Source organism: Roseburia rectibacter (assembly GCF_014287515.2).
Lineage (GTDB): Bacteria > Bacillota > Clostridia > Lachnospirales > Lachnospiraceae > Roseburia > Roseburia rectibacter.
Window position 1 is genome coordinate 1,269,855 of record NZ_CP092473.1, and the last position, 22,985, is coordinate 1,292,839.

The 22,985-nt window shown below is 42.2% G+C and carries 20 protein-coding genes; 19 read left to right on the forward strand and 1 reads right to left on the reverse strand.

Annotated features, from left to right (window positions below; translation table 11 throughout):
• Positions 1-12 precede the first annotated feature (12 nt).
• From pilM to H8S51_RS06105, 7 genes are all read left to right on the forward strand, one after another.
• On the forward strand, positions 13-2,454 hold the full coding sequence (gene pilM, locus H8S51_RS06075; protein ID WP_241070933.1) for a cell division protein FtsA: 2,442 nt from the start codon (positions 13-15) through the stop codon (positions 2,452-2,454).
• Between the two features lie 4 nt (positions 2,455-2,458).
• Positions 2,459-3,256: an MBL fold metallo-hydrolase gene (locus H8S51_RS06080; RefSeq protein ID WP_117919756.1), complete on the forward strand. Its 798-nt coding sequence runs from the start codon at positions 2,459-2,461 to the stop codon at positions 3,254-3,256.
• A 142-nt stretch (positions 3,257-3,398) separates the two neighbouring features.
• On the forward strand, positions 3,399-3,683 hold the full coding sequence (locus tag H8S51_RS06085) for an ACT domain-containing protein (RefSeq protein ID WP_117919754.1): 285 nt from the start codon (positions 3,399-3,401) through the stop codon (positions 3,681-3,683).
• A 14-nt stretch (positions 3,684-3,697) separates the two neighbouring features.
• Entirely contained in the window at positions 3,698-5,062 is a 1,365-nt protein-coding gene (locus tag H8S51_RS06090; protein WP_186898975.1) for a PFL family protein, read from the forward strand.
• Positions 5,063-5,257: 195 nt separating this feature from the next.
• Positions 5,258-6,451, forward strand: a complete 1,194-nt coding sequence (locus H8S51_RS06095; RefSeq protein ID WP_186898974.1) for a glycosyltransferase family protein — start codon at positions 5,258-5,260, stop codon at positions 6,449-6,451.
• A gap of 112 nt (positions 6,452-6,563) precedes the next feature.
• Positions 6,564-7,277 carry an IMP cyclohydrolase gene (locus H8S51_RS06100; protein ID WP_186898973.1) on the forward strand — a complete coding sequence of 238 codons (714 nt, stop codon included), beginning with the start codon at positions 6,564-6,566 and terminating at the stop codon, positions 7,275-7,277.
• Positions 7,278-7,287: 10 nt separating this feature from the next.
• Positions 7,288-8,466, forward strand: coding sequence for a phosphoribosylaminoimidazolecarboxamide formyltransferase (locus tag H8S51_RS06105; protein ID WP_117919748.1), 1,179 nt, complete (start codon positions 7,288-7,290; stop codon positions 8,464-8,466).
• On the opposite strand, the gene H8S51_RS06110 is transcribed toward H8S51_RS06105, so the two are convergent.
• The gene (locus H8S51_RS06110; protein WP_186898972.1) at positions 8,467-9,828 is read right to left on the reverse strand and encodes a tRNA(Met) cytidine acetate ligase; all 1,362 of its coding nucleotides are present in this window, start codon (positions 9,826-9,828) and stop codon (positions 8,467-8,469) included.
• A gap of 299 nt (positions 9,829-10,127) precedes the next feature.
• Between H8S51_RS06110 and H8S51_RS06115 the strand changes: the two genes are divergently transcribed.
• From H8S51_RS06115 to ilvA, 12 genes are all read left to right on the forward strand, one after another.
• Entirely contained in the window at positions 10,128-11,318 is a 1,191-nt protein-coding gene (locus H8S51_RS06115; protein ID WP_117919744.1) for an acetate kinase, read from the forward strand.
• Positions 11,319-11,515: 197 nt separating this feature from the next.
• Complete coding sequence (locus H8S51_RS06120) at positions 11,516-12,040, forward strand: YceD family protein (protein WP_182002514.1); 525 nt, start codon at positions 11,516-11,518, stop codon at positions 12,038-12,040.
• Positions 12,041-12,044: 4 nt separating this feature from the next.
• Positions 12,045-12,224, forward strand: a complete 180-nt coding sequence (rpmF, locus tag H8S51_RS06125; protein ID WP_006858546.1) for a 50S ribosomal protein L32 — start codon at positions 12,045-12,047, stop codon at positions 12,222-12,224.
• Positions 12,225-12,324: 100 nt separating this feature from the next.
• The gene (locus H8S51_RS06130) at positions 12,325-12,747 is read left to right on the forward strand and encodes a ribonuclease Z (RefSeq protein WP_186898971.1); all 423 of its coding nucleotides are present in this window, start codon (positions 12,325-12,327) and stop codon (positions 12,745-12,747) included.
• A gap of 325 nt (positions 12,748-13,072) precedes the next feature.
• Positions 13,073-14,125, forward strand: coding sequence for a DNA/RNA non-specific endonuclease (locus H8S51_RS06135; RefSeq protein ID WP_456300215.1), 1,053 nt, complete (start codon positions 13,073-13,075; stop codon positions 14,123-14,125).
• 97 nt (positions 14,126-14,222) lie between these two features.
• Positions 14,223-14,945, forward strand: coding sequence for a YesL family protein (locus tag H8S51_RS06140; RefSeq protein ID WP_117919742.1), 723 nt, complete (start codon positions 14,223-14,225; stop codon positions 14,943-14,945).
• A 100-nt stretch (positions 14,946-15,045) separates the two neighbouring features.
• Positions 15,046-16,086: a phosphate acyltransferase PlsX gene (plsX, locus tag H8S51_RS06145; protein ID WP_117919740.1), complete on the forward strand. Its 1,041-nt coding sequence runs from the start codon at positions 15,046-15,048 to the stop codon at positions 16,084-16,086.
• A gap of 4 nt (positions 16,087-16,090) precedes the next feature.
• Positions 16,091-16,321: an acyl carrier protein gene (gene acpP / locus H8S51_RS06150; protein ID WP_006858544.1), complete on the forward strand. Its 231-nt coding sequence runs from the start codon at positions 16,091-16,093 to the stop codon at positions 16,319-16,321.
• Positions 16,322-16,466: 145 nt separating this feature from the next.
• Positions 16,467-17,153 (forward strand): ribonuclease III, encoded by a 687-nt coding sequence (rnc, locus tag H8S51_RS06155; RefSeq protein ID WP_117919738.1) that lies wholly within the window; start codon positions 16,467-16,469, stop codon positions 17,151-17,153.
• A gap of 15 nt (positions 17,154-17,168) precedes the next feature.
• Positions 17,169-20,729: a chromosome segregation protein SMC gene (gene smc / locus H8S51_RS06160; protein WP_118209636.1), complete on the forward strand. Its 3,561-nt coding sequence runs from the start codon at positions 17,169-17,171 to the stop codon at positions 20,727-20,729.
• Positions 20,730-20,758: 29 nt separating this feature from the next.
• Positions 20,759-21,700, forward strand: coding sequence for a signal recognition particle-docking protein FtsY (ftsY, locus tag H8S51_RS06165; protein WP_118209637.1), 942 nt, complete (start codon positions 20,759-20,761; stop codon positions 21,698-21,700).
• A gap of 23 nt (positions 21,701-21,723) precedes the next feature.
• Positions 21,724-22,935: a threonine ammonia-lyase gene (gene ilvA, locus H8S51_RS06170; RefSeq protein ID WP_118209638.1), complete on the forward strand. Its 1,212-nt coding sequence runs from the start codon at positions 21,724-21,726 to the stop codon at positions 22,933-22,935.
• Positions 22,936-22,985: the final 50 nt, after the last annotated feature.

Sequence of the window (22,985 nt, forward strand, 5' to 3'; positions counted from 1 at the left end):
GAGATACTGCAGATGAGTGACGGAAAAGACATGGAACAGTCATTGGTGTTCGGACTTGACATTGGTACAAGAAATGTAGTTGGAACTGTAGGTTACCGTACAGAGGATCAGTTTATCGTAACTGCACAGTATATCATGCAGCATGATACAAGAGCGATGTTAGATGGACAGATCCATGATATCGGACGTGTATCAGGGACGATAAGAAAAGTAAAAGAACAGTTGGAAAAACAGATCGGAAAAACCCTGACGGAAGTATGTATTGCTGCCGCAGGACGTGTGCTTAAGACGGTTACAACAAGTATCAGTTACGATTATCCGGAGGAAAGCGTAGTCACCGGAGAAGATATACATACACTTGATCTGCTTGGAATTGAAAAGGCACAGAAAATTTTACAGGAGATGAATGATACCAATTACAAATTTTATTGTGTCGGATATTCAGTGGTCAGATATTTTTTGAATGATGAGCCATTTTCAAACATTGAATCACATAAAGCAGACCGTATCGGCGAAGATATTATCGTAACATTTCTGCCGGAGGATGTAGTGGACGGACTTTATGCGGCGGTAAATCAGGCAGGACTTGAAGTAGCAAATCTGACATTGGAGCCTATTGCTGCTATTAATGTTGCAATCCCTGAAAGCTATCGTCTGCTTAATATCGCACTGGTCGATATTGGAGCGGGAACATCCGATATTTCCATTACGAAAGACGGAAGCATCATTGCATACGGTATGATTCCTCTTGCAGGAGATGAACTGACAGAACTGATCGTGCAGAATTATCTGGTTGATTTTAAAACTGCCGAATATATCAAATTGCAGAGCACAACAGAGGATGAGATCACCTATAAAGATATCATGCTGATCGAGCATACGATTCCGGCAAAAGAGGTATGGGAGCTGACTAAACCTGTAGTGGATGAGATGACAACCGCAGTAGCTGCCAAGATCAAAGAATTGAATGGTGATCAGACGGTCAGTGCAGCGTTTATCGTTGGTGGCGGTGGTAAGATCCATGGTTACACAAAAATGCTTGCAGAGAAATTAGATCTTCCGGACGTGCGTGTGGCACTGCGTGGCGAAGAGGTACTGCAGGAAGTTGTTTTTGAACAGCAGGATATCAAGAAAGATCCGCTGCTTGTAACACCGATCGGAATCTGCCTTAATTATTATGAGCAGAGAAATGGATTTATCATGGTGCGTTTCAATGGTGAGCGGCTTAAATTATATGATAATGAGGGATTAACGATCGTGGATGCCGCATTGCAGGCAGGTTTCCCGAACGAGGATCTTTTCCCAAAGAGGGGATCGGAACTTAACTTTTTTGTAAACGGTGCAAAACGTATCATCCGCGGAGAACAGGGCGAGTCGGCAGCAGTTTATATGAATGACCGGCCGACAAACCTGAATGCCGCCTTAGAGCCTAACTGTGAGATCATAATTGAGCCGTCCACAGCGGGAAAGCCGGCATCCTGCACGTTAGATCAGTTAGAGGAATATACTTCTGATTACGTGGCATTTGTAGTCAATGGAAATGTGATAAGATGTCCGAAGTTCTTAGAGGTCAACGGTAATTTAGAGCTGCCTTCCTATCAGATCAAAGAGGGAGACCAGGTGGAGACCAAAAGTTTCTACACAGTAGGACAGCTTGCAGAATTTATGGATGTGGAAGTGAATGTTGAGCATGTGATCTTAGTAAATAATCGTCGTGCAACACTCGATTCCCTGATCTATGAAAACTTCACGATCGAGTGGACCGTGCGTTCTTATGGTAAACCATCATTCCAGCCGTTAGAGCAGAAAGAAGTAAAGACACCGACTGTCGGGGAATACAAAGAAGAAGAGATACCGGATATTGTAGAGCCAAAGACAGAGGCACAGGATAGCGCAGATGCAGCAGTTTCGCATGATGACAGCAGTGCAAAGGAGAGTACAGCGGGGACAGATGATGCTGCCGCACCAGATGGAGATCAGGTAAATGCAGACAGCACAGAGGGAACAGACGATGTTACTGCATCAGAAGAAAATACGGCAGGATCAGACAGCATGGCTGCGTCAGATGAAGTCACAGTGAATGCCGGGAATGCAGCTGCGGCAACAGATGAGAACACGGTGAATGCAGAAGCGTCCCAGTCAGATTCAGTGTCAGACGCTGCAGCAGAAGATACAGCTGAAAATGTAACAGAACAGACAGAAGTACAGAGTGTACAGAACACGGATGAAAAACCGGAAGATGGCAACGCGGTATTAGTATATATCAATGGTCAGCCGGTAAAACTTACCGGAAAACCACAGTATATATTTGTAGATATTTTTGATTTTTACGAATTTGATCTCACAGCTTCAAACGGCAGGGCAATCATTACCAATTTGAATGGTGAGAATGCATCGTATTCTGCAGTATTAAAGGCCGGAGATACGATCGAACTTAGATGGAAAGAGAATTAAAGCAATGGAATTATGCAGTATAGCAAGCGGCAGCAGCGGAAACTGTATCTGTGTCGGATCTGATGACTGTCATGTACTTATCGATGCGGGAATCAGTGGAAAACGGATTGAAAACGGACTCAATTCAATTGATCTGAAAACGGAAGAAATGAAAGGCGTTCTCGTAACACATGAACATATCGATCATATATCTGGACTGGGCGTCATTGCCAGGCGTTACGGGCTTCCAATCTATGCCACGGAAGGTACGATAGATGCAATTTTGAATACAAAGTCTGTCGGAAAAATAGATGAATCTTTATTTCATGCAATAACGCCGGAACAGCCCTTTGAAATCGGGGATCTTTTGATCGAACCGATCTCAATCTCACATGATGCGGCAGATCCGGTCGCCTACAAAATAAAAAATGAGGAAAAAACAGCTGCGGTAGTAACTGATCTTGGCACTTATGATGAAAATATCATTCATAAAATAAAAAATCTGGATGTACTTTTATTAGAGGCAAATCATGATGTACATATGCTGCAGGTCGGCAGTTATCCTTATCAGTTAAAACAGAGGATTCTTGGGGAAAAGGGACATCTTTCTAATGAACTCTCTGGTCAGCTTTTAGGAGAAGTGCTTCATGATCATTTCAATACGGTTATTTTAGGCCATCTCAGCAAGGAAAATAATTATGCAGAGCTTGCATATGAGACAGTCCGGCTGGAGGTAACAATGGGAGAGAACCCTTATAAAGGTGATGATTTTCCGATGTATGTGGCAAAACGGGATGAGCCGTCAGAGCGTATCGTTTTTTAAAAAATAATATTTCTAATGACATTTAGTAGAAAAATTTATAAATGCCAACACATTTAACAGTGGAAATTATAAATCACATATGATATGATTATCCATAATATTTGCACTGATTTAGTAAAGCAGAAAAGTGAGGAGAGCAGAGATGGAGAACACAGCAGACAAGACAATTATTACAGTAGTGGGTAAGGATACCGTTGGTATCATTGCAAAAGTATGTACTTATCTTTCCGAGAATGGTGTGAATGTACTTGATATTTCACAGACGATCGTTTCCGGATATTTCAATATGATGATGATCGTTGACATGAACAGATCCACCAGATCATTTGTGGATTGTCAGAAAGATCTTGACGGGATTGGTGAACAGATCGGTGTATCCATCAAGTGCCAGAAAGCTGAGATTTTTGAAAAAATGCATCGTATTTAGAGAGGAAAGCAGCAATGATTAATATATTTGAAGTAAACGAGACCAACAACATGGTGGAACACGAAAATCTTGATGTCCGCACCATTACGATCGGTATCAGCCTGCTTTCATGCATTGATTCTGATCTGAAAAAATTAAATGAAAATATTTATAACCGTATCACATCCGTTGCAAAAGATCTTGCAAAAGTTGCAGGGGAGATTGAGGTAGAATATGGTATACCGATTGTTAATAAGCGTATTTCTGTTACTCCGATCGCACTGATCGGTGGAGCAGCCTGCAAGACACCGGAAGATTTTGCGACGATCGCAGATACCATGGATCGTGCAGCGGAAGCAATCGGTGCTGATCTGATCGGCGGATATTCTGCACTGGTGTCAAAAGGCATGACAAAAGCGGATGAGATGCTGATACGTTCCATCCCGATGGCACTCTGCCGGACGAATCGTGTCTGCAGTTCCGTAAACCTTGCTTCCACAAAGACTGGTATCAATATGGATGCAGTGCGTCTGATGGGAGAGATTTTACTGGAAGTTGCTGAGCGTTCAAAAGACCGTGATTCTGTGGACTGCATGAAACTGGTCGTATTCTGCAATGCACCGGATGACAATCCATTTATGGCAGGAGCTTTTCATGGTGTGACAGAGGCGGACGCAGTGATCAATGTCGGAGTCAGCGGACCGGGTGTTGTAAAGACAGCACTTGAAAAGGTACGTGGCGAGAATTTTGAAGTACTCTGTGAAACAATCAAAAAGACAGCGTTTAAGGTAACAAGAGTCGGACAGTTGGTTGCGCAGGAGGCATCCAGACGTCTCTCGATTCCGTTTGGTATCATTGACCTTTCCCTTGCACCAACTCCGGCAATCGGTGATTCCGTTGCAGATATTCTCTGTGAGATTGGTCTGGAATATGCCGGTGCACCTGGTACAACCGCGGCACTCGCCATGTTAAATGATCAGGTTAAAAAGGGTGGTGTCATGGCATCGTCTTATGTCGGCGGCTTAAGTGGTGCTTTTATCCCTGTCAGTGAGGATCAGGGAATGATCGATTCCGTACAGGCAGGTGCGATCACTTTGGAAAAATTAGAGGCAATGACCTGTGTCTGCTCAGTAGGACTTGATATGATTGCCATTCCAGGTGATACAAAGGCAACTACGATCTCCGGTATGATCGCAGATGAGATGGCTCTTGGTATGGTAAACCAGAAAACAACAGCGGCACGTCTGATCCCGGTAATCGGCAAAGGTGTTGGCGATACGGTAGAGTTCGGTGGTCTGTTTGGTTATGCGCCGATCATGCCAGTTAATAAATATTCCTGTGATGACTTTATCAACCGTACCGGAAGAATCCCGGCACCGATCCACAGCTTTAAAAACTGATCTTAAAAAAATGAATGGGATCGTTCACAGGCGTGAGAAAAGTAAATAAGATTAAATTGCGATCAGGATTGTAATATAGAGCCTGCTCTGCGTCAGGGATTAGCATACGATGCAAAAATACCTGTCCGGGGCAGGATTTTTTGATTCATGGGAAATTGTATCCTGTGAATGAAAAAGAGGTGGAAGTATAAAAGTATGAAAATAATTTTTATAAAAAACGCGGTAGAAACGTTAGGATATTTCTCGGAACAGTTAGCAGCAGCATTTCAGGAGCTGGGTTATGATACTTATTTTGTGGATTATGATGATCTGGTAAATACAGTGGATGGTATCAGCCGGTTTGTAAAAGCCGGGGAAACATGGCTTTGTACGTTCAACTTTATAGGACTTTCCGGGGAAGAGATTTTTATTGAGGAAAACGGACGTTATATCTGGGAAAATCATGGGATAGCATGCATCAATATTCTGGTGGATCATCCGTTATATTATCATTCGAAACTGGCAGGACCTCCGGTGTCTGATATGCGGATCTTTTGTATTGACAGGGATCATGTGATATATATGAAGCGGTTTTATCCGGCATTGCAGGTGGATTTTCTGCCATTGGCGGGAAACTGCATTAAAAAACAGAACGGAAAAAAATGGGAACTTAAAAATATACCGTATCAGAATCGGAAATATGATATTGTTTTTACCGGAAACTATACGCCGGTGGAACATCTTTACCGGGAAATCGACAGACAGGGCGTAGAGTACCGGACGTTTTATTATGAGATCATGGAAGATATGAAAGTGCATCCTGCGGTATCGGTCGATCAGATGTTAGAGACACATATCAGAAGGGATTTAGGAGAAGTGCCGGAAGAGGAGCTTCGTGCAGCGTTTGCGGGAATGGTTTTTATTGATATATGTATGCGGAGTTATTTTCGGGGGGAGATCATAAAATGCCTTGCAGAGCATAAAATCCCAGTGCATGTATTTGGAGCAAACTGGGAGAAACTTGACTGCGAAAATCAGGATTACATTATAAAAAATGGCAGGGAGGTGGATTCTGTGACTTGCGCAGAGGCGATAGCGGATGCTAAGATTTCGTTGAACATCATGCCCTGGTTTAAAGACGGAGCACATGACCGGGTATTTACAGCGATGTTACAGCATACACTTTCACTGACTGATGACAGCAGGTATCTAAAGGAAAATTTTACAGATAAAAAAGATCTGGTTTATTATTCGCTGGAAAAAAGAGAAGAACTGCCGGAGCTTGTAAATGAGCTTTTGCAAAAACCGGACGCGTGTATGGAAATTGCAGAAAGAGGATACGGGAAAGCTGTCCGGGAACATACATGGAGACAGCGGGCGAATGAAATAATACTTCATATAATATATTAATATAACTTATAAAATTAAGTAAATAAATTCATGACGCTAATAATTGTAAAAACAGGATCAAAATGATAAGATAAATAAAAAGAGCAAAACAGCGCAAGAATTGGAGGATATCATGGAGAAAATGTCATTAAAGAATGAACTTTCAGGCAATTCCTATCCTGGAAGAGGAATCATTATCGGAAAATCTGCAGACGGAAAACACGCTATTACAGCTTATTTTATTATGGGCAGAAGCGAGAACAGCCGTAACCGTGTGTTTGTTGAGGATGGCGAGGGTATCCGTACACAGGCGTTTGATCCTTCTAAACTGACAGATCCGAGCCTGATCATCTATGCGCCTGTCCGTGTGCTTGGCAATAAAACGATCGTGACAAACGGAGATCAGACAGATACGATCTATAAACTGATGGATAAGCAGCAGACTTTTGAACAGGCACTGCGCACAAGAGAATTTGAGCCGGATGCACCAAATTATACACCTAGAATTTCCGGTATCATGCATATTGAAAACGGTAAATTGAACTATGCGATGTCTATTTTAAAGAGTAACAACGGGGATCCATCCTCCTGCAACCGCTATACATTTGCATATGAGAATCCCACAGCAGGTGAAGCACATTTTATCCATACTTATATGGGGGACGGTAATCCGCTTCCAAGTTTTGAGGGAGAGCCGACACCGGTTGCGATCGAGGGTGATATTGATACATTTACATCATTTGTATGGGAAAATCTCAATGAGGATAACAAGGTTTCTTTATTTGTCCGCTATATTGATATTGAGACCGGAAAATATGAGAGCAGAATCATAAATAAAAATAAGTAAAGGAGAACCCATGAAAGAATTAGAATTAAAATATGGCTGTAACCCAAATCAGAAACCATCCAGAATCTATATGGAAAATGGTGAGCTGCCAATCCAGGTATTAAACGGAAAACCAGGTTATATCAACTTTTTAGATGCATTTAACGGCTGGCAGTTAGTCAGTGAGTTAAAAAAGGCAACCGGACTTCCGGCAGCTACATCTTTTAAACATGTATCACCGGCTGGTGCAGCAGTGGGACTTCCACTCAGTGATGTGGAACGTAAGATCTACTGGGTAGATGATATGGATATGGAGTTTACTCCGCTGGCAAATGCATATGCAAGAGCAAGAGGTGCAGACCGTATGTCTTCTTTTGGTGATTTTATTTCTTTATCGGATGTCTGTGATAAGGCGACCGCAATGATCATCAAAAGAGAAGTTTCTGATGGTGTGATCGCACCAGGCTATACAGATGAGGCATTAGAGATCTTAAAGGCAAAGAAAAAAGGCAATTATAATGTAATTCAGATCGATCCGGATTATGTGCCGGCAAAGGTCGAGCACAAAGAAGTATTTGGTATTACCTTTGAACAGGGAAGAAATGAATTAGTGATCGATGAGCACTTTTTTGACAATGTGGTAACTGAAAATAAAGAAATCCCGGATGCTGCAAAAAGAGATCTTGCAATCGCTATGATCACTTTGAAATACACACAGTCCAACTCCGTATGTTATGTCAAAGACGGACAGGCAATCGGTATCGGTGCGGGACAGCAGTCACGTATCCACTGTACCAGACTTGCAGGACAGAAAGCTGACAACTGGTGGCTGCGTCAGTCTCCGAAAGTATTGGGACTTCAGTTCCTCGATAAGATCGGACGTGCCGACAGAGACAATGCGATCGATCTTTATATCGGCGAGGATTATATGGATGTTTTAGCTGACGGTGCATGGGAAAATATCTTTAAAGTAAAACCGGAGGTATTTACCGCAGAAGAAAAACGCGCCTGGTTAGATAAAAATACGAATGTTTCACTTGGTTCAGACGCATTCTTCCCATTTGGAGATAACATCGAGCGTGCACATAGAAGCGGTGTGGCATATGTGGCACAGCCGGGTGGATCTATCCGTGATGACAATGTTATCGAGACATGTAACAAATACAATATGGCAATGGCATTTACCGGAATCCGTCTGTTCCATCATTGATCAGATGCGGATAATCTGCTTACTGCATTCAGGGCAGGAAAAACAATCTTTTGTTTTTCCTGCTTTTTGCTGTTCATAGAGTTCTGCAGCAAAAATATCCTCCTCTAACATGTATTTTGCGGTGCCGTCAAAAGTGTGCAGGGATTTGGAAAGTTTTGATATGACAGGCACAGTCACGTTTTTTTTCAAAACAGAGAGCAGATCAGCAGAATCTTTGCGAAAACCGAGTATGCGCAGGTAAGGAATATAATCAGCTTCTTTATATCGTTTTACATCTGCGTCAGTTATCCGCAGGAGAAGATGCATAAGAATCCGGCTCATCCGTGTATAGGTAATATCACGGCTCTTGTTTTTTTCACTAAATTGTGTAAAATAGGAAAACTGATATTTATTTTTTAGTATGCGGTTTGCAATTTCCGGTGTCATGTCAGAAATATCAAGCAGATCTTCTTTATTACATGACAAGATACGGTAACCGAGAATCGATGAAAAATCATCTGCGTTAAGAAAACTGCCGGATAGAATCTCATTTTGAAACAACGTAAAAGCAGGTTCTGGCATGGAAATGGCAATTTCACAAAGGGAAACCGGTGACTTATCTGCTGTCATAAAATCAGAAATTGCAGTCCGGATCGCAGAAGCCGATGCTGTTGGCTGGGAGTGCTGCTCATCTTCGGAAAAGTATAATTTTCCGGAAGGAGCATGTATGGCAGTGTCATGATATCCGCTACCGGCACGTGGGATCAGGATCGGAGTCATGACAGAATTGCGGCGTTTCAGAGCCTTTAGATATTCGATCGCAAGGATATTATTTGGAGTACTTAATGTGGAAATAAGTGACTCTATGGAATAATTTACAATAGAAGAAATCTCTTCTGTACAAGAATAAAAAATTTGGAGGTTATTCTTAAAATAATCTGTCAGTGCAGCAACCCGTGCAGATGGAAATGTCATACCTTTTTTTAAATAGTAAGCAAGTGCAGATTTATAAGTATCCGGTTCCTCTGCGAGAATATCTGCAATGATCTTAAGCAAAGGAAGGTTGTCAGACTCTGCTCCAAAACAGATTCCATCAATACAGTTTATTTTATCGAAAAGGGTAACGCCTGCCATGGCAAAATCTTCTGCAGAGGAGACTGACCAGACGGTCGGAAGCTCTATGACAAGATCTACACCGCATGAGAGAGCCATTTTGGCCCTGCAGTATTTATCGACAATGGCAGGGGCACCACGCTGGACAAAGTCACCGCTCATGGCGACGATGACAAAGTCGGCATTTGTTTTTTGTTTGAGTCTGGCGATCTGGTAGGCATGTCCGTTGTGGAAAGGGTTATATTCTGCAATGATTCCGATAACTTTCATAAGGTTCTCCATTCAAAAAAATTAAAGAACATTTTTGTGAATAATATTCTGATTAAAGACTACCATATACAGTTTTTTTTCGCAAATGTGAAAGAATGGTATTTGTTAAAAAAATAACGTTAAAATTCTGTCAACCTGTTTTTCATTTTGTACAAAAAATCTCACTTTAAATACCTTGTGCGAACAGAGTTAGAGGCGTATACTAAAATTATATGCGGTTCGTATCAGTCGGACTGCCCATTTATCATTTAAGAAAAGAAAACTGCCATTCGAAAGCAGGCAGGGCATGGGAGGAAAATATGAACGTTTTAGTAGTAAACTGCGGAAGTTCTTCACTGAAATATCAGCTTATCGATTCTGACAGTGAAGCAGTATTAGCAAAAGGACTTTGCGAGAGAATCGGTATTGACGGTAGACTGGTATACCAGAAGACCGGATCAGACAAAGAGATCACAGAAGCAGCAATGCCGACACACAAACAGGCAATCCAGATGGTACTTGATGCACTGGTAAATGAGAAAACTGGTGCGATCAAGAGCCTTGCTGAAATCGATGCAGTAGGTCACCGTGTGGTACATGGTGGAGAGAAGTTTGCTTCTTCTACCGTCTTAACACCAGAAGTATTAAAAGCAATCGAAGAGTGTAATGACCTTGCACCGCTTCACAACCCGGCAAACCTGATCGGTATCGATGCATGTAAAGAGCTGATGCCAGACGTGCCGATGGTAGGTGTATTTGATACAGCATTCCATCAGACAATGCCAAAGAAAGCATTCCTTTATGGTCTTCCATACGAATACTATGAAAAGTACAAAGTAAGAAGATATGGCTTCCATGGAACCAGCCACAGTTTTGTATCAAAACGTACTGCTGAATTCCTTGGAATGGATCTGAAAAATTCTAAGATCATTGTGGCTCATCTTGGAAATGGTGCTTCTATCAGTGCCGTATTAAATGGTGAGTGTGTAGATACATCCATGGGTCTTACACCTTTAGAGGGACTTGTTATGGGAACACGTTCCGGCGATATTGATCCGGCAATCATGGAGTTCATTGCAAAGAAAGAGAACTTAGATATCGAAGGTGTCATGAATGTTTTGAATAAAAAGTCAGGTGTACAGGGATTATCAAAATTATCAAGTGATTTCCGTGATCTTGAGGCTGCAGCCAATGAAGGAAATGAGCTTGCAATCGGTGCTATCGACGTATTTTGCTACCGTGTTGCAAAATATATCGGTGCATATGTGGCAGCAATGAATGGTGTGGATGCGATTGCATTTACTGCAGGTATTGGAGAAAATACAACGATCGTCAGAGCAAAGGTACTTGAGTATCTTGGATATCTTGGAATTACAGTAGATGCACAGGCAAACGAAGTACACGGAGAGGAAAAAGTGATCTCCACAGCAGATTCCAAAGTAAAAGTCTGTGTGATCCCGACCAACGAGGAGCTTGCAATCGCAAGAGAGACGGTTGCACTTGTAAAATAGGCAGAGACAACGCATTTTTATGGGCTGAAATCGTTGCTGACTGCACATGTGTAAATAGCAGCAGATTCGCGAAGATAAAAAAACAGGGTTGTCAAGAAAAAATACTTGACAAACCTGTTTTCACTATGTATAATCATTTAGGTGTGAAAAGCCTAGATAAAAGGTTTGATTCACAAAAAAAGATATAGGAGAATGCCGTGATTATAGATATTTCAGACATTTTATCTTGTGAGAACAAGGAAGAAACGAAACAGGTTCAGATCGAACTTGCGTCTTTTGTATCAAAGTTAGGGGAATTTCCTATTATCAGTGCAGCACCGATAGAACTGCATATCGCAAACCGGGAGAACAAGCGGCTGCTTATCCAGGGTGATGTTGATCTGCGTGTATCGATTCCGTGCAGCCGTTGTCTGGAGGAAGTTCCGACAGATATCCACTTTTCGATTGACAAGGATATCAAATTAGAAGATTCTGTTGTTCATGATGAAGATGTGGAAGATAATGACTACCTGATTGGATTTAATCTGGATATAGATAGACTTATCTATGGAGAGATTTTGGTGAACTGGCCGATGAAAGTTCTGTGCAGGGATGATTGCAAAGGAATTTGCAAAGTGTGCGGAATGAACCTGAACAAAGGGGAATGCAACTGCCAGAGAACAGAACTGGATCCAAGAATGGCAGCAATCCAAGATGTCTTTAACAAATTTAAGGAGGTGTGAGAATATGTCAATTTGTCCAAAGAATAAATCTTCCAAAGGAAGAAGAGATAAAAGAAGAGCAAACTGGAAAATGACTGCTCCGGCATTAGTAAAATGCAGCAAATGTGGAGAGTTAATGATGCCTCATAGAGTATGTAAAAACTGTGGCTCTTACAACAAAAAAGAAATCATCCCTCAGGACTAATCCTTACGGGATACAGGAAGATCAAGGGTGGAACGGTAAGTTTCCTCTTGGTCTTTTTGTTTTTATGGGTGATCTGGATCAAAATAAGGAAGTGAAAAAATTGAATGTATGTGTAGCTGTAGATGATAACATGGGAATGATGTTTAACAGGCGCAGGCAGAGTCAGGATAAGCTGCTGAGAAAACACCTGATAGAATTAGTACAGGGGGAAAGACTCTGGATCAATCATTATACTGCCAGACAATTTGAAGATCCTTTGCCGGATAATATTATAGTGGATGATGAATTTTTGAAGAAGGCAGAAGACTCTGATTTTTGTTTTGTGGAAAATCTTCCATTGACAGAATATCAGAATAAGATAAAAAGAATTTTTCTTTTCAGATGGAACAGAAGTTATCCTGCAGATATATATCTGGATATTTCAATGTTACAGAATGAGTGGAAAATGATATCTGTTTCTGAATTTGAGGGGAGTTCACATAGAAAAATTACGTTAGAGGAGTGGAAACATGAGGATATTTAATTGGATTTTTGCAGTTTTTTGCATGTTATGTCTGCCGGTATATGGATTTCATCCAGGGGCTGTTTTGATGTTCCTGCTTGGTATTGCATCATTGCCGGTAAAACCTGTCAGAAAAATATGGAAAAAACTTCCGAAAAGCAAAGTTTTAAGACCCGTACTGCTGGGTGTTTTGTTTTTCGTATTTTGCAGTATGATCCCTACGGGGAGTAACCCGGCCGGTCAGACTGCGGAATTGTCAACAGAATCCGTGGTGGCGATAGAAGAGTCTGTAAATAAACAGGCTAAGATCCAGGAAACGGAAAAACAGGAACCCGGAATTCCGGAAATTGTAACGGAAGAAACTGAAAGTGAAACAGAAACCGAAAGTGAAACAGAGACTGAGACAGAACAGACCATAGCGGTACAGACTCAGCCATCAACAGAGGTAACGATCTTAGCATCTGATATTCCGGTTTATTCCGGAAAACCATATGTTGAGATCAATGACAATGTACCGTACTTCCGGGAAACGGATCTATCAGTATCATCTTATGAATATTACAGTGACTTAGACGATCTTGGCCGTTGTGGTGTCGTGTATGCATGTATTGGAACCGATCTGATGCCAACGGAAGAACGCGGAAATATCGGGGCAGTAAAACCTACCGGATGGCATACTGTAAAATATGATGTTGTAGATGGAAAATATCTGTATAACCGTTGTCATCTGATCGGATACCAGCTTTCGGGTGAAAATGCGAATACAAAGAATCTGATCACGGGTACACGTTACTTAAATGTGGATGGTATGCTGCCGTTTGAAAATATGGTGGCGGATTATGTGAAAGAGACCGGAAACCATGTGATGTACCGTGCGACACCTGTTTTTGAGGGTGATAATCTGCTTGCCAGTGGAGTGCAGATCGAAGCGGAATCTGTGGAGGATAAAGGGGAAGGAATCCTTTTTAATGTATATTGTTATAATGTACAGCCGGATGTGGAAATCGATTATGCGACCGGTGACAGCAGTCTTTTGGCAGATGCAGCCGTGCAGAGTGACAGTACGGATTCATCCGGGCAGAAAGCGGCTGTTACATCGGATGAATCTGTTGAGACAGAAAAGAGCACTGTTTCGGCAGGTGATGGTATTACAGATTCCGGAAATACAGGTTCGGAAAATGAAAGTATGTCGTCAGGATCAGATGCAAGTGGAAGTGTAACGAATGACACTGGATCAGGTTCAGGTGGCTCAGATACATTAATGGTCTGGAAATCTGCAACAGGATCAAAGTATCACAGCATTAATAATTGCGGAAATATGAATCCTGATAAGGCAACACAGATCACAGAGGCGCAGGCAATCAGTCAGGGACTGGGCAAATGCAGCAAGTGCTGGTAAAGAACCGGGTAAACAAATAATTCACAAATTAGCGGTTGCATAATCGTTGCCAACAGAATAAAATGGTAGAATAATGTTTTAACAAAGGAGTAGGGCAATGGGAGATATTTTTAATCTGGACAATAAGTTTTTTCAGGCACTTGGAAAGGGTGTCGACTGTGTATGTTTAAGTCTGTTGTGGATGATATGCTGCATACCGCTTGCATTTGGAATTTATGTGGCATATGTGACAAAAGCGATCATTTTAGCACTGCCGTGTATCGTACTGGCAGTTCCGGCTGGAATTGCAACAACAGCACTTTATTATGCAGTAAACAAGGTGATCCGGCACAGCAGAGGATACCTTTGGAGTTCTTTCTGGCATTCTTTTAGATCAAATATGAAGCAGGGAGCATTGGTAACGCTTATTGTGGCAGCAGCAGTTGTTCTCGTAGGTCTCGATGGCTACATTATGTATCAGTTTGCAAAAGCAGGTGAAAAATCAGGTGCGCTTTATGTAGTTTTCTTTGTGCTGATGCTTGTGGTCATTGCATGGGCAGTGTATGTATTTCCATATATGGCGCGCTTTGAAAATACAACGAAAATGATCCTTAAAAATTCTGCACTGATGGCGATCGGTAATCTGCCAAAAACATTTATGGCATTGATGTTTTTCCTTGCATGCTGCATCGGAACATACCTTTTGCCGGTTGTTGCCATTATTTCACCGGCTTTAGCGACACTGTTACTTAATTACATATTAGAAGGTGTGTTTGAGCGTTATATGTCTGATGAAGACCGTGAAGCAGAAAATGAAAGAAATCAGGAATTTTATAACTAATGACAAGCGATTTTTATATTGATTTATAGAAAGAGTTATAGTATATTTCAATATAGACGTGAAGGGAGAGCCCTAAACGTATCAGAATGGAGAAGTAATTATGCAGCAGAATCAATCACTTGAGATTACGAAAGTTGTCTTAGATGCAATGGGTGGAGATTATGCTCCTGCCGAACCTGTAAAGGGTGCTGTGGATGCGGTCAATGCGAGAAGGGATATTAAGATTCTTCTGGTTGGACAGGAGGATGTGGTCCGCAAGGAACTTGAAAAATACACTTATCCGACAGAGCAGATCGAGGTTATACATGCTGAGGAAGTTATCGAGACGGCAGAACCGCCGGTAAATGCGATCCGCAAGAAAAAACAGTCATCGATCGTTGTCGGCATGAATATGGTAAAACAAAAAGAAGCGGATGCATTTGTATCGGCAGGAAGTTCGGGTGCCATATTAGTCGGCGGACAGGTTATTGTAGGCAGGATCAAAGGAATCGAGAGACCACCGTTAGCACCGCTTATTCCGACAGAAAAGGGCGTGTCACTTCTGATCGACTGCGGGGCGAATGTAGATGCAAGGGCATCACATCTTGTTCAGTTTGCAAAGATGGGTTCCATTTATATGGAGAATGTACTTGGAATCAAAAATCCGAGAGTAGCGATCGTTAATATCGGTGCAGAGGAAGAAAAAGGAAATGCACTGGTAAAAGAGACATTTCCGCTTTTGAAAGAATGTACGGATATTAATTTTGTGGGCAGTATTGAGGCTCGTGAGATCCCGCATGGAGAGGCAGATGTGATCGTTTGTGAGGCATTTGTTGGAAATGTAATTTTAAAGCTGTATGAAGGGTTAGCAGGAACGCTTGTCGGAGCAATAAAAAAAGGCATGATGAGTACCGTAAGAAGTAAAATCGGTGCGGCACTTGCACTTCCGGCATTAAAGTCAACATTAAAAGCGTTTGATGCAACTCAGTATGGCGGCGCTCCTTTATTAGGACTGAATGGACTTGTGGTAAAGACTCATGGAAGTGCGAAAGCAGTTGAGATTACCAATTCCATTTTTCAATGTGTGACGTTCAAAGAGCAGGACATCAACGGAAAAATCAGAAAAAATATTATAAGTTCAACGGAACAGGAAGGAATGTAAAGTTATGGAATTTGAAAAACTGAAAAAAATCATTGCAGAGGTATTAAATGTAGATGAGGAGGAGATCACAATGGATACCACTTTTGTGGATGATCTTGGAGCTGACTCCCTTGATATTTTTCAGATCATTATGGGAATTGAAGAAGAATTCGATATCGAGATCGCAAATGAGGATGCTGAGCATATCGTGACAGTTGCAGATGCAGTTGAGCAGATCAAAAATGCTTTAAACTAAATAAAAGGATAACGTATGCCCTTGTTGAAGACAAAATCTTGTCAGGCAAGGGCTTTTCCGTTATTATAATAAAAAACAGAGTCTTTTTTATATTTTGCTGGACGGACAGTAAGGTAGAAAAAAGCCCCTGACTAGGGAGGATGAAATGTCAAAGTTACAGGAATTGCAGAATCGGATAGGATATACATTTGAGAAAGAAGGTTTATTGCGTCAGGCACTGACACACAGTTCATATGCCAATGAAAAGCATATGAAAAAACATTCTGACAATGAGCGGCTGGAGTTTTTAGGGGATGCAGTTTTAGAGATCGTATCGAGTGATTTTCTGTACCGCAATTATCCGGATCTGCCGGAGGGGGATCTGACAAAACTTCGCGCAAGTATCGTTTGTGAGCCGACACTTGCACTTTGCACCAGAGAGATGGATCTTGGTGATTATCTGTTGCTTGGCAAAGGTGAGAACCAGACAGGTGGAAGAAAGCGTAAGTCAATTTTATCAGATGCATTAGAGTCTGTGATCGGAGCCATTTATTTAGACGGTGGTTTTGAGCCGGCGAAAAAGTTTATACATAAATTTATCCTGACAGATATTGAACACAAAAAGCTGTTTTATGACAGCAAGACTATTTTACAGGAGGTTGTGCAGGGCAATTATAAGGAGAGTCTGCATTACGAACTGATTTCAGAAGAAGGACCGGATCATGATAAAAAGTTTTCGGTCGAAGCACGCATCGGAGATAAAGTGATCGGGGAGGGATGCGGTCACACGAAAAAAGCGGCAGAGCAGGAAGCTGCCTACCAGGCACTTTTGCTTTTGAAACCAAAACTGTAAAGAATGAGGTTTAGTATGTATCTGAAAAGTATTGAAGTGCAGGGATTTAAATCATTTGCGAATAAGATCGTTTTTGATTTTCATAACGGGATCACAGGAATTGTGGGACCAAACGGCAGTGGTAAGAGCAATGTCGGAGATGCGGTGCGCTGGGTTCTTGGTGAACAGAGTGCAAAGCAGCTTCGTGGTGCCAGCATGCAGGATATTATTTTTGCGGGAACGGAAAACCGTAAGCCGCTCAGTTATGCCTATGTTGCGATCACACTTGACAATGCGGATCATAAACTTCCTGTAGATTATGAGGAAGTTACGGTCGCAAGGCGTGTGTACCGCTCCGGGGAGAGTGAGTACCTGCTCAACGGCAATACCTGCCGTCTGAAAGATGTGACCGAGCTGTTTTATGATACCGGTATCGGAAAAGAAGGATATTCCATTATCGGACAGGGACAGATCGAGAAAATCCTAAACGGTAAACCGGAAGAACGGCGAGAGCTGTTTGACGAGGCTGCCGGAATTGTAAAATATAAAAAGCGCAAGGCAACTGCGCAGAAAAAGTTAGAGAATGAGCGTGAAAATCTGGTTCGTGTCAATGATATCTTAAGTGAACTGGAGCGCCAGGTTGGTCCACTTCAAAAACAGGCAGAAAAAGCGCATGTTTATTTAAAGAAAAAAGAAGAATTAAAAACATATGATGTCAATATGTTTCTGATGGAGATGACACGTATTGACGCACAGCTTCGTGAGGTAGAAGAAAAGTGCGGCATTGCCAATGCACAGCTGAATGAGTCAAAAGATTCTTATGAGCAGGTCAAAACGGAATATGAGCGCATGGAATCAGAGATTGAACAGTTAGAGCAGGCAATCACCGCAGTGCGTGATAACCTGAGCGGTTCTACTGTTTTAAAAGGAAAATTAGAAGGTCAGATCAATGTCTTAAAAGAGCAGATCCATACAGCGGAGATGACGGACGAGCATTTAAAAAACAGGCTGGATTCCATCGAAAAAGACAGACAGGAGCGCATCGGACAGAAAGAAGTTTATGGCAGGGAACGGGAAGAACTCTTAGAGGCATTAGCCGGGATCTCTGAGAGAAAGCAGGCTGCCGAAAAAGAATTAGAAGATCTGCGAAATGGAATGAAAGAATGCAGTGATGGGATTGAACGTGGAAAGAGCGAGATCATCGAACTTCTTAATAACAAGGCATCCATCAAGGCGAGACAGCAGCGTTTTGATACGATGGCAGAGCAGATCAATATCCGTAAAGCGAAACTTACACAGAGACTTCTTGCCAGAAAGACAGAGGAAGAAGATTTAGATAATGTGCTGTCTGCGTATCAGCAGGAATTAGATGATGTCAATGAAACGATCCGCGGGTTGAAAGAAGTGACGGCTGCAATGGAAGAAAAGAACCGCGAGTGGCGCAGAAAGTATTCCGGGACCAGTCAGAAACTAGAGCAGGATGTTACCAGATACCATAAAGAACAGTCCAGATTAGAAACCTTAAAAAATATCGCAGAACGTTACGATGGGTATGGAAACAGTATCCGTCGTGTAATGGAGCAGAAAGACAGACACAGAGGAATTTTAGGTGTAGTATCAGATCTGATCCAGGTTGAGAAAAAATATGAAGTTGCGATCGAGACTGCATTAGGCGGAAGTATCCAGAATATTGTCACAGAGGATGAAGATACAGCAAAGCAGATGATCGCTTATCTGAAGCAGAACCGTTATGGAAGGGCAACATTTCTTCCTCTTACGAGCGTGAACGGCAGCGGTGGTTTTAAAAATCAGGAAGCATTGCGTGAACGTGGTGTCATAGGACTTGCAAGTACGCTGGTAAAAAATGATGCAAGATATGATGGTGTGACGAATTATCTGCTTGGCAGGGTAGTTGTTGCGGAGACGATTGATGATGCCATTGCATTAGCAAGAAAATACCGCTACTCTTTTCGCATCGTAACGCTTGAGGGTGAGTGCTTAAATCCGGGTGGTTCCATGACCGGTGGTGCATTTAAAAATACCAGTAATCTTCTTGCAAGAAGACGTGAAGTGGAAGAACTTGAAACACTTGTAGCTACACTGCAAAGCCAGATCAAAGAGTCGAGAGACCGCCTGGAAGATATCAAAACAGCACAATCGCTGTTAGAAGAAGACATGGAAAGCAGTAAGGAAAAACTGCAGGAACAGTATATTTTACAGAATACGGCAAAAATGAACTTAGATCGTGCCACAGAGCAGAAAAACGAGAGGGAATCTGTTTTTGCAGGTCTTAATGCAGAGAGAACTGAGATCGAGGAGCAGCTTGCAGAACTTGAACAAAATAAAGTACAGATCGTGGCTGAGATCGAGAATGCAGCAGTCCGTGAAAAAGAGATCGAACAGGAAAATGAAGAGTTTGGAAAGCGTTTAGAGGAATATCAGACGAAGGAGAAAGAAGCGGCAGAGCTAGTTTCAAAGATCGCTTTAGAGGAAGCTGGTATCCGGCAGAAGGCAGAATTTGCGCAGTCTAATATTTCACGTATCCTAAGTGAAATCACAAGATTTTCACAGGAAAGAGAGCAGTTAGTCACACAGGCAGGAGAGGCGAAAGAAGAGGCAAAGCAGAAAACGCTTGAGATCGAGGAGCTGAAAAAGACGATTCTTGCTTCGGATGATACACATGCCGGTTTAGAACAGCAGCTTAACGATTATACGCAGAAGAAAGAAGAGATGTCGGCTGCACAGAAAGGATTTTTCCGGAAAAGGGAGGAAATGTCAGATCAGATCGCTGATCTCGACAAAGAAGTGTTCCGATTGAACAGCCAGCATGAAAAGCTCGATGAAGCGAGAGAATATCAGACGAATTATATGTGGCAGGAATATGAGCTGACACTTCATGCTGCGATGGATCTTAGGGATGATTCTTATGCTGATCCTGCAGCATTAAAGAAAATGATCACACAGATCAAAGACGATATCCGGAGACTCGGTGATGTCAATGTCAATGCGATCGAGGATTATAAAGAGATATCGGAACGTTATGAGTTTTTAAAAACGCAGCATGATGATCTGATCGAGGCGGAGAAAACGCTGCTCGGTATCATTGAGGAACTCGATACAGGAATGCGTAAACAGTTCATGGAAAAATTTGCAGAGATCCAGAAACAGTTTGATACGGTATTTAAAGAACTGTTCGGTGGTGGAAAAGGTACACTTGAACTGGTGGAAGATGAGGATATCCTAGAGTGCGGTATCCGTATCATTGCACAGCCGCCCGGAAAGAAACTGCAGAATATGATGCAGATGTCCGGTGGAGAAAAGTCACTGACAGCGATCGCTCTGTTATTTGCGATCCAGAATTTAAAGCCATCGCCGTTTTGTCTGTTAGATGAGATTGAGGCGGCACTTGATGACTCAAACGTAACAAGGTTTGCAAAGTATCTGCATAAGCTGACAAAGAACACACAGTTTATTGTGATCACGCACAGACGTGGTACAATGGCTGCAGCAGACCGTCTTTACGGTATCACGATGCAGGAAAAAGGTGTTTCAACACTGGTTTCCGTTAATCTGATCGAAAACGATTTAGATAAATAATATTTGGACAAATAAGAAAGGCAGGATGTATGGGAGAAGAAAAAAAAGGATTCTGGAGCCGTCTGGTCTCCGGACTCAGCAAGACGAGAGATAACATCGTATCCGGGATCGATTCGATCTTCAGCGGATTTTCCAGTATTGATGATGATTTTTATGAAGAAATCGAAGAAATCCTGATCATGGGGGATATCGGTGTCAATGCGACGGAGTCGATCATTGAGAATCTCAAAGAAAAAGTAAAAGAAAATAAGATCAAAGATCCGGCAGAGTGCAAGGAACTTCTTATCAACAGTATCAAAGAACAGATGGATGTCGGAGAAACTGCGTACCGGTTTGAAAATGAAAAGTCTGTGGTACTTGTCATCGGTGTAAACGGTGTAGGAAAGACGACTTCCGTTGGAAAACTGGCTGGCAAATTAAAAGATCAAGGGAAAAAGGTTGTTCTTGCAGCAGCCGACACGTTCCGTGCAGCAGCAGGTGACCAGTTGTTAGAATGGGCAAACCGTGCCGGTGTTGAGATGATCGGTGGACAGGAAGGGGCAGATCCGGCGGCAGTCGTATATGATGCGGTCGCAGCAGCAAAAGCGAGAAATGCGGATGTACTGCTCTGCGATACGGCTGGACGTCTCCATAATAAGAAAAATCTCATGGAAGAATTAAAGAAAATCAACCGTATTCTGGAAAAAGAATATCCGGATGCATACCGTGAGACTCTGGTGGTCTTAGATGCAACAACAGGTCAGAATGCACTTGCCCAGGCAAGACAATTTTCGGAAGTAGCAGAAATTACGGGTATCATTTTAACAAAGATGGATGGCACCGCCAAAGGTGGTATCGCTGTTGCAATCCATTCAGAACTTGGAATCCCGGTCAAATATATCGGTGTCGGAGAGACGATCGAGGATCTGCAGAAGTTTGATTCCAATGAATTTGTAAATGCACTTTTTGATGTAAAAGATCAGGCAGAATAATAAACAGATGAAGGAGAAAATAAATGTTAACATTAGACAAGTTTGAGGAAGCTAGTGAAAAAGTAAAAGAAGTCACTTTAGAGACAAAACTGGTATACTCTGATTTCTTAAGTGAACAGACAGGAAACAAAGTATATTTAAAACCGGAGAATATGCAGTTTACCGGTGCGTACAAAGTGCGTGGCGCTTATTATAAGATCAGCACGTTGACGGAGGCAGAACGTAAGAAAGGACTCATCACTGCATCAGCAGGAAATCATGCGCAGGGTGTTGCCTACGCTGCAAAATGCTATGGCTGCAAAGCTGTCATCGTGATGCCGACAACAACACCTTTGATCAAAGTAAACCGTACCAAGAGCTATGGCGCTGAGGTTGTTCTCTATGGAGATGTTTATGATGAGGCATGCCAGAAGGCATATGAGTTAGCAGAGGAAAAAGGATATACATTCATTCATCCGTTTGATGATCTTGCAGTGGCAACCGGACAGGGAACGATCGCAATGGAAATCTTTAAAGAACTTCCGCTTGTGGAATATATCTTAGTTCCGATCGGTGGAGGCGGACTTGCAACAGGTGTATCTACACTTGCAAAACTGTTAAATCCAAAGATCAAGGTGATCGGTGTGGAACCGGCAGGTGCAAACTGTATGCAGGCTTCTTTTAAAGCAGGAAAAGTAACGACACTGCCAAGTGTCAACACGATCGCAGACGGTACTGCAGTAAAGACACCGGGCAGCAAGATATTCCCATATATCAAAAAGAACTTAGACGATATCATTACGGTTGAGGATGATGAGCTTGTTGTTGCATTCCTCGATATGGTGGAAAACCATAAAATGGTTGTGGAAAACTCGGGCCTTCTTACGGTAGCAGCGTTGAAACATCTTGGTGTAAAAGATAAACGTGTCGTATCAATCTTAAGTGGTGGTAACATGGATGTGATCACAATGTCTTCCGTGGTACAGCAGGGACTTATCTTCCGTGACCGTATCTTTACGGTATCTGTACTTCTTCCGGATAAGCCGGGCGAATTGTCAAAAGTAGCCGCAACGATTGCAGCAGAGCAGGGAAATGTGATTAAGTTAGAGCATAATCAGTTTATCAGCACAAACCGCAATGCAGCCGTGGAGCTTCGTATCACTTTAGAGTGCTTTGGTACCGATCACAAAAATCAGATCATCAAAGCATTAGAGAAAAATGGTTATAAACCGAAATTAGTCAGAGCAAGTCTGTAAGATTCTAAAAAAATAAGGAATTTCGTTAAAAGAAAACGAAATTCCTTATT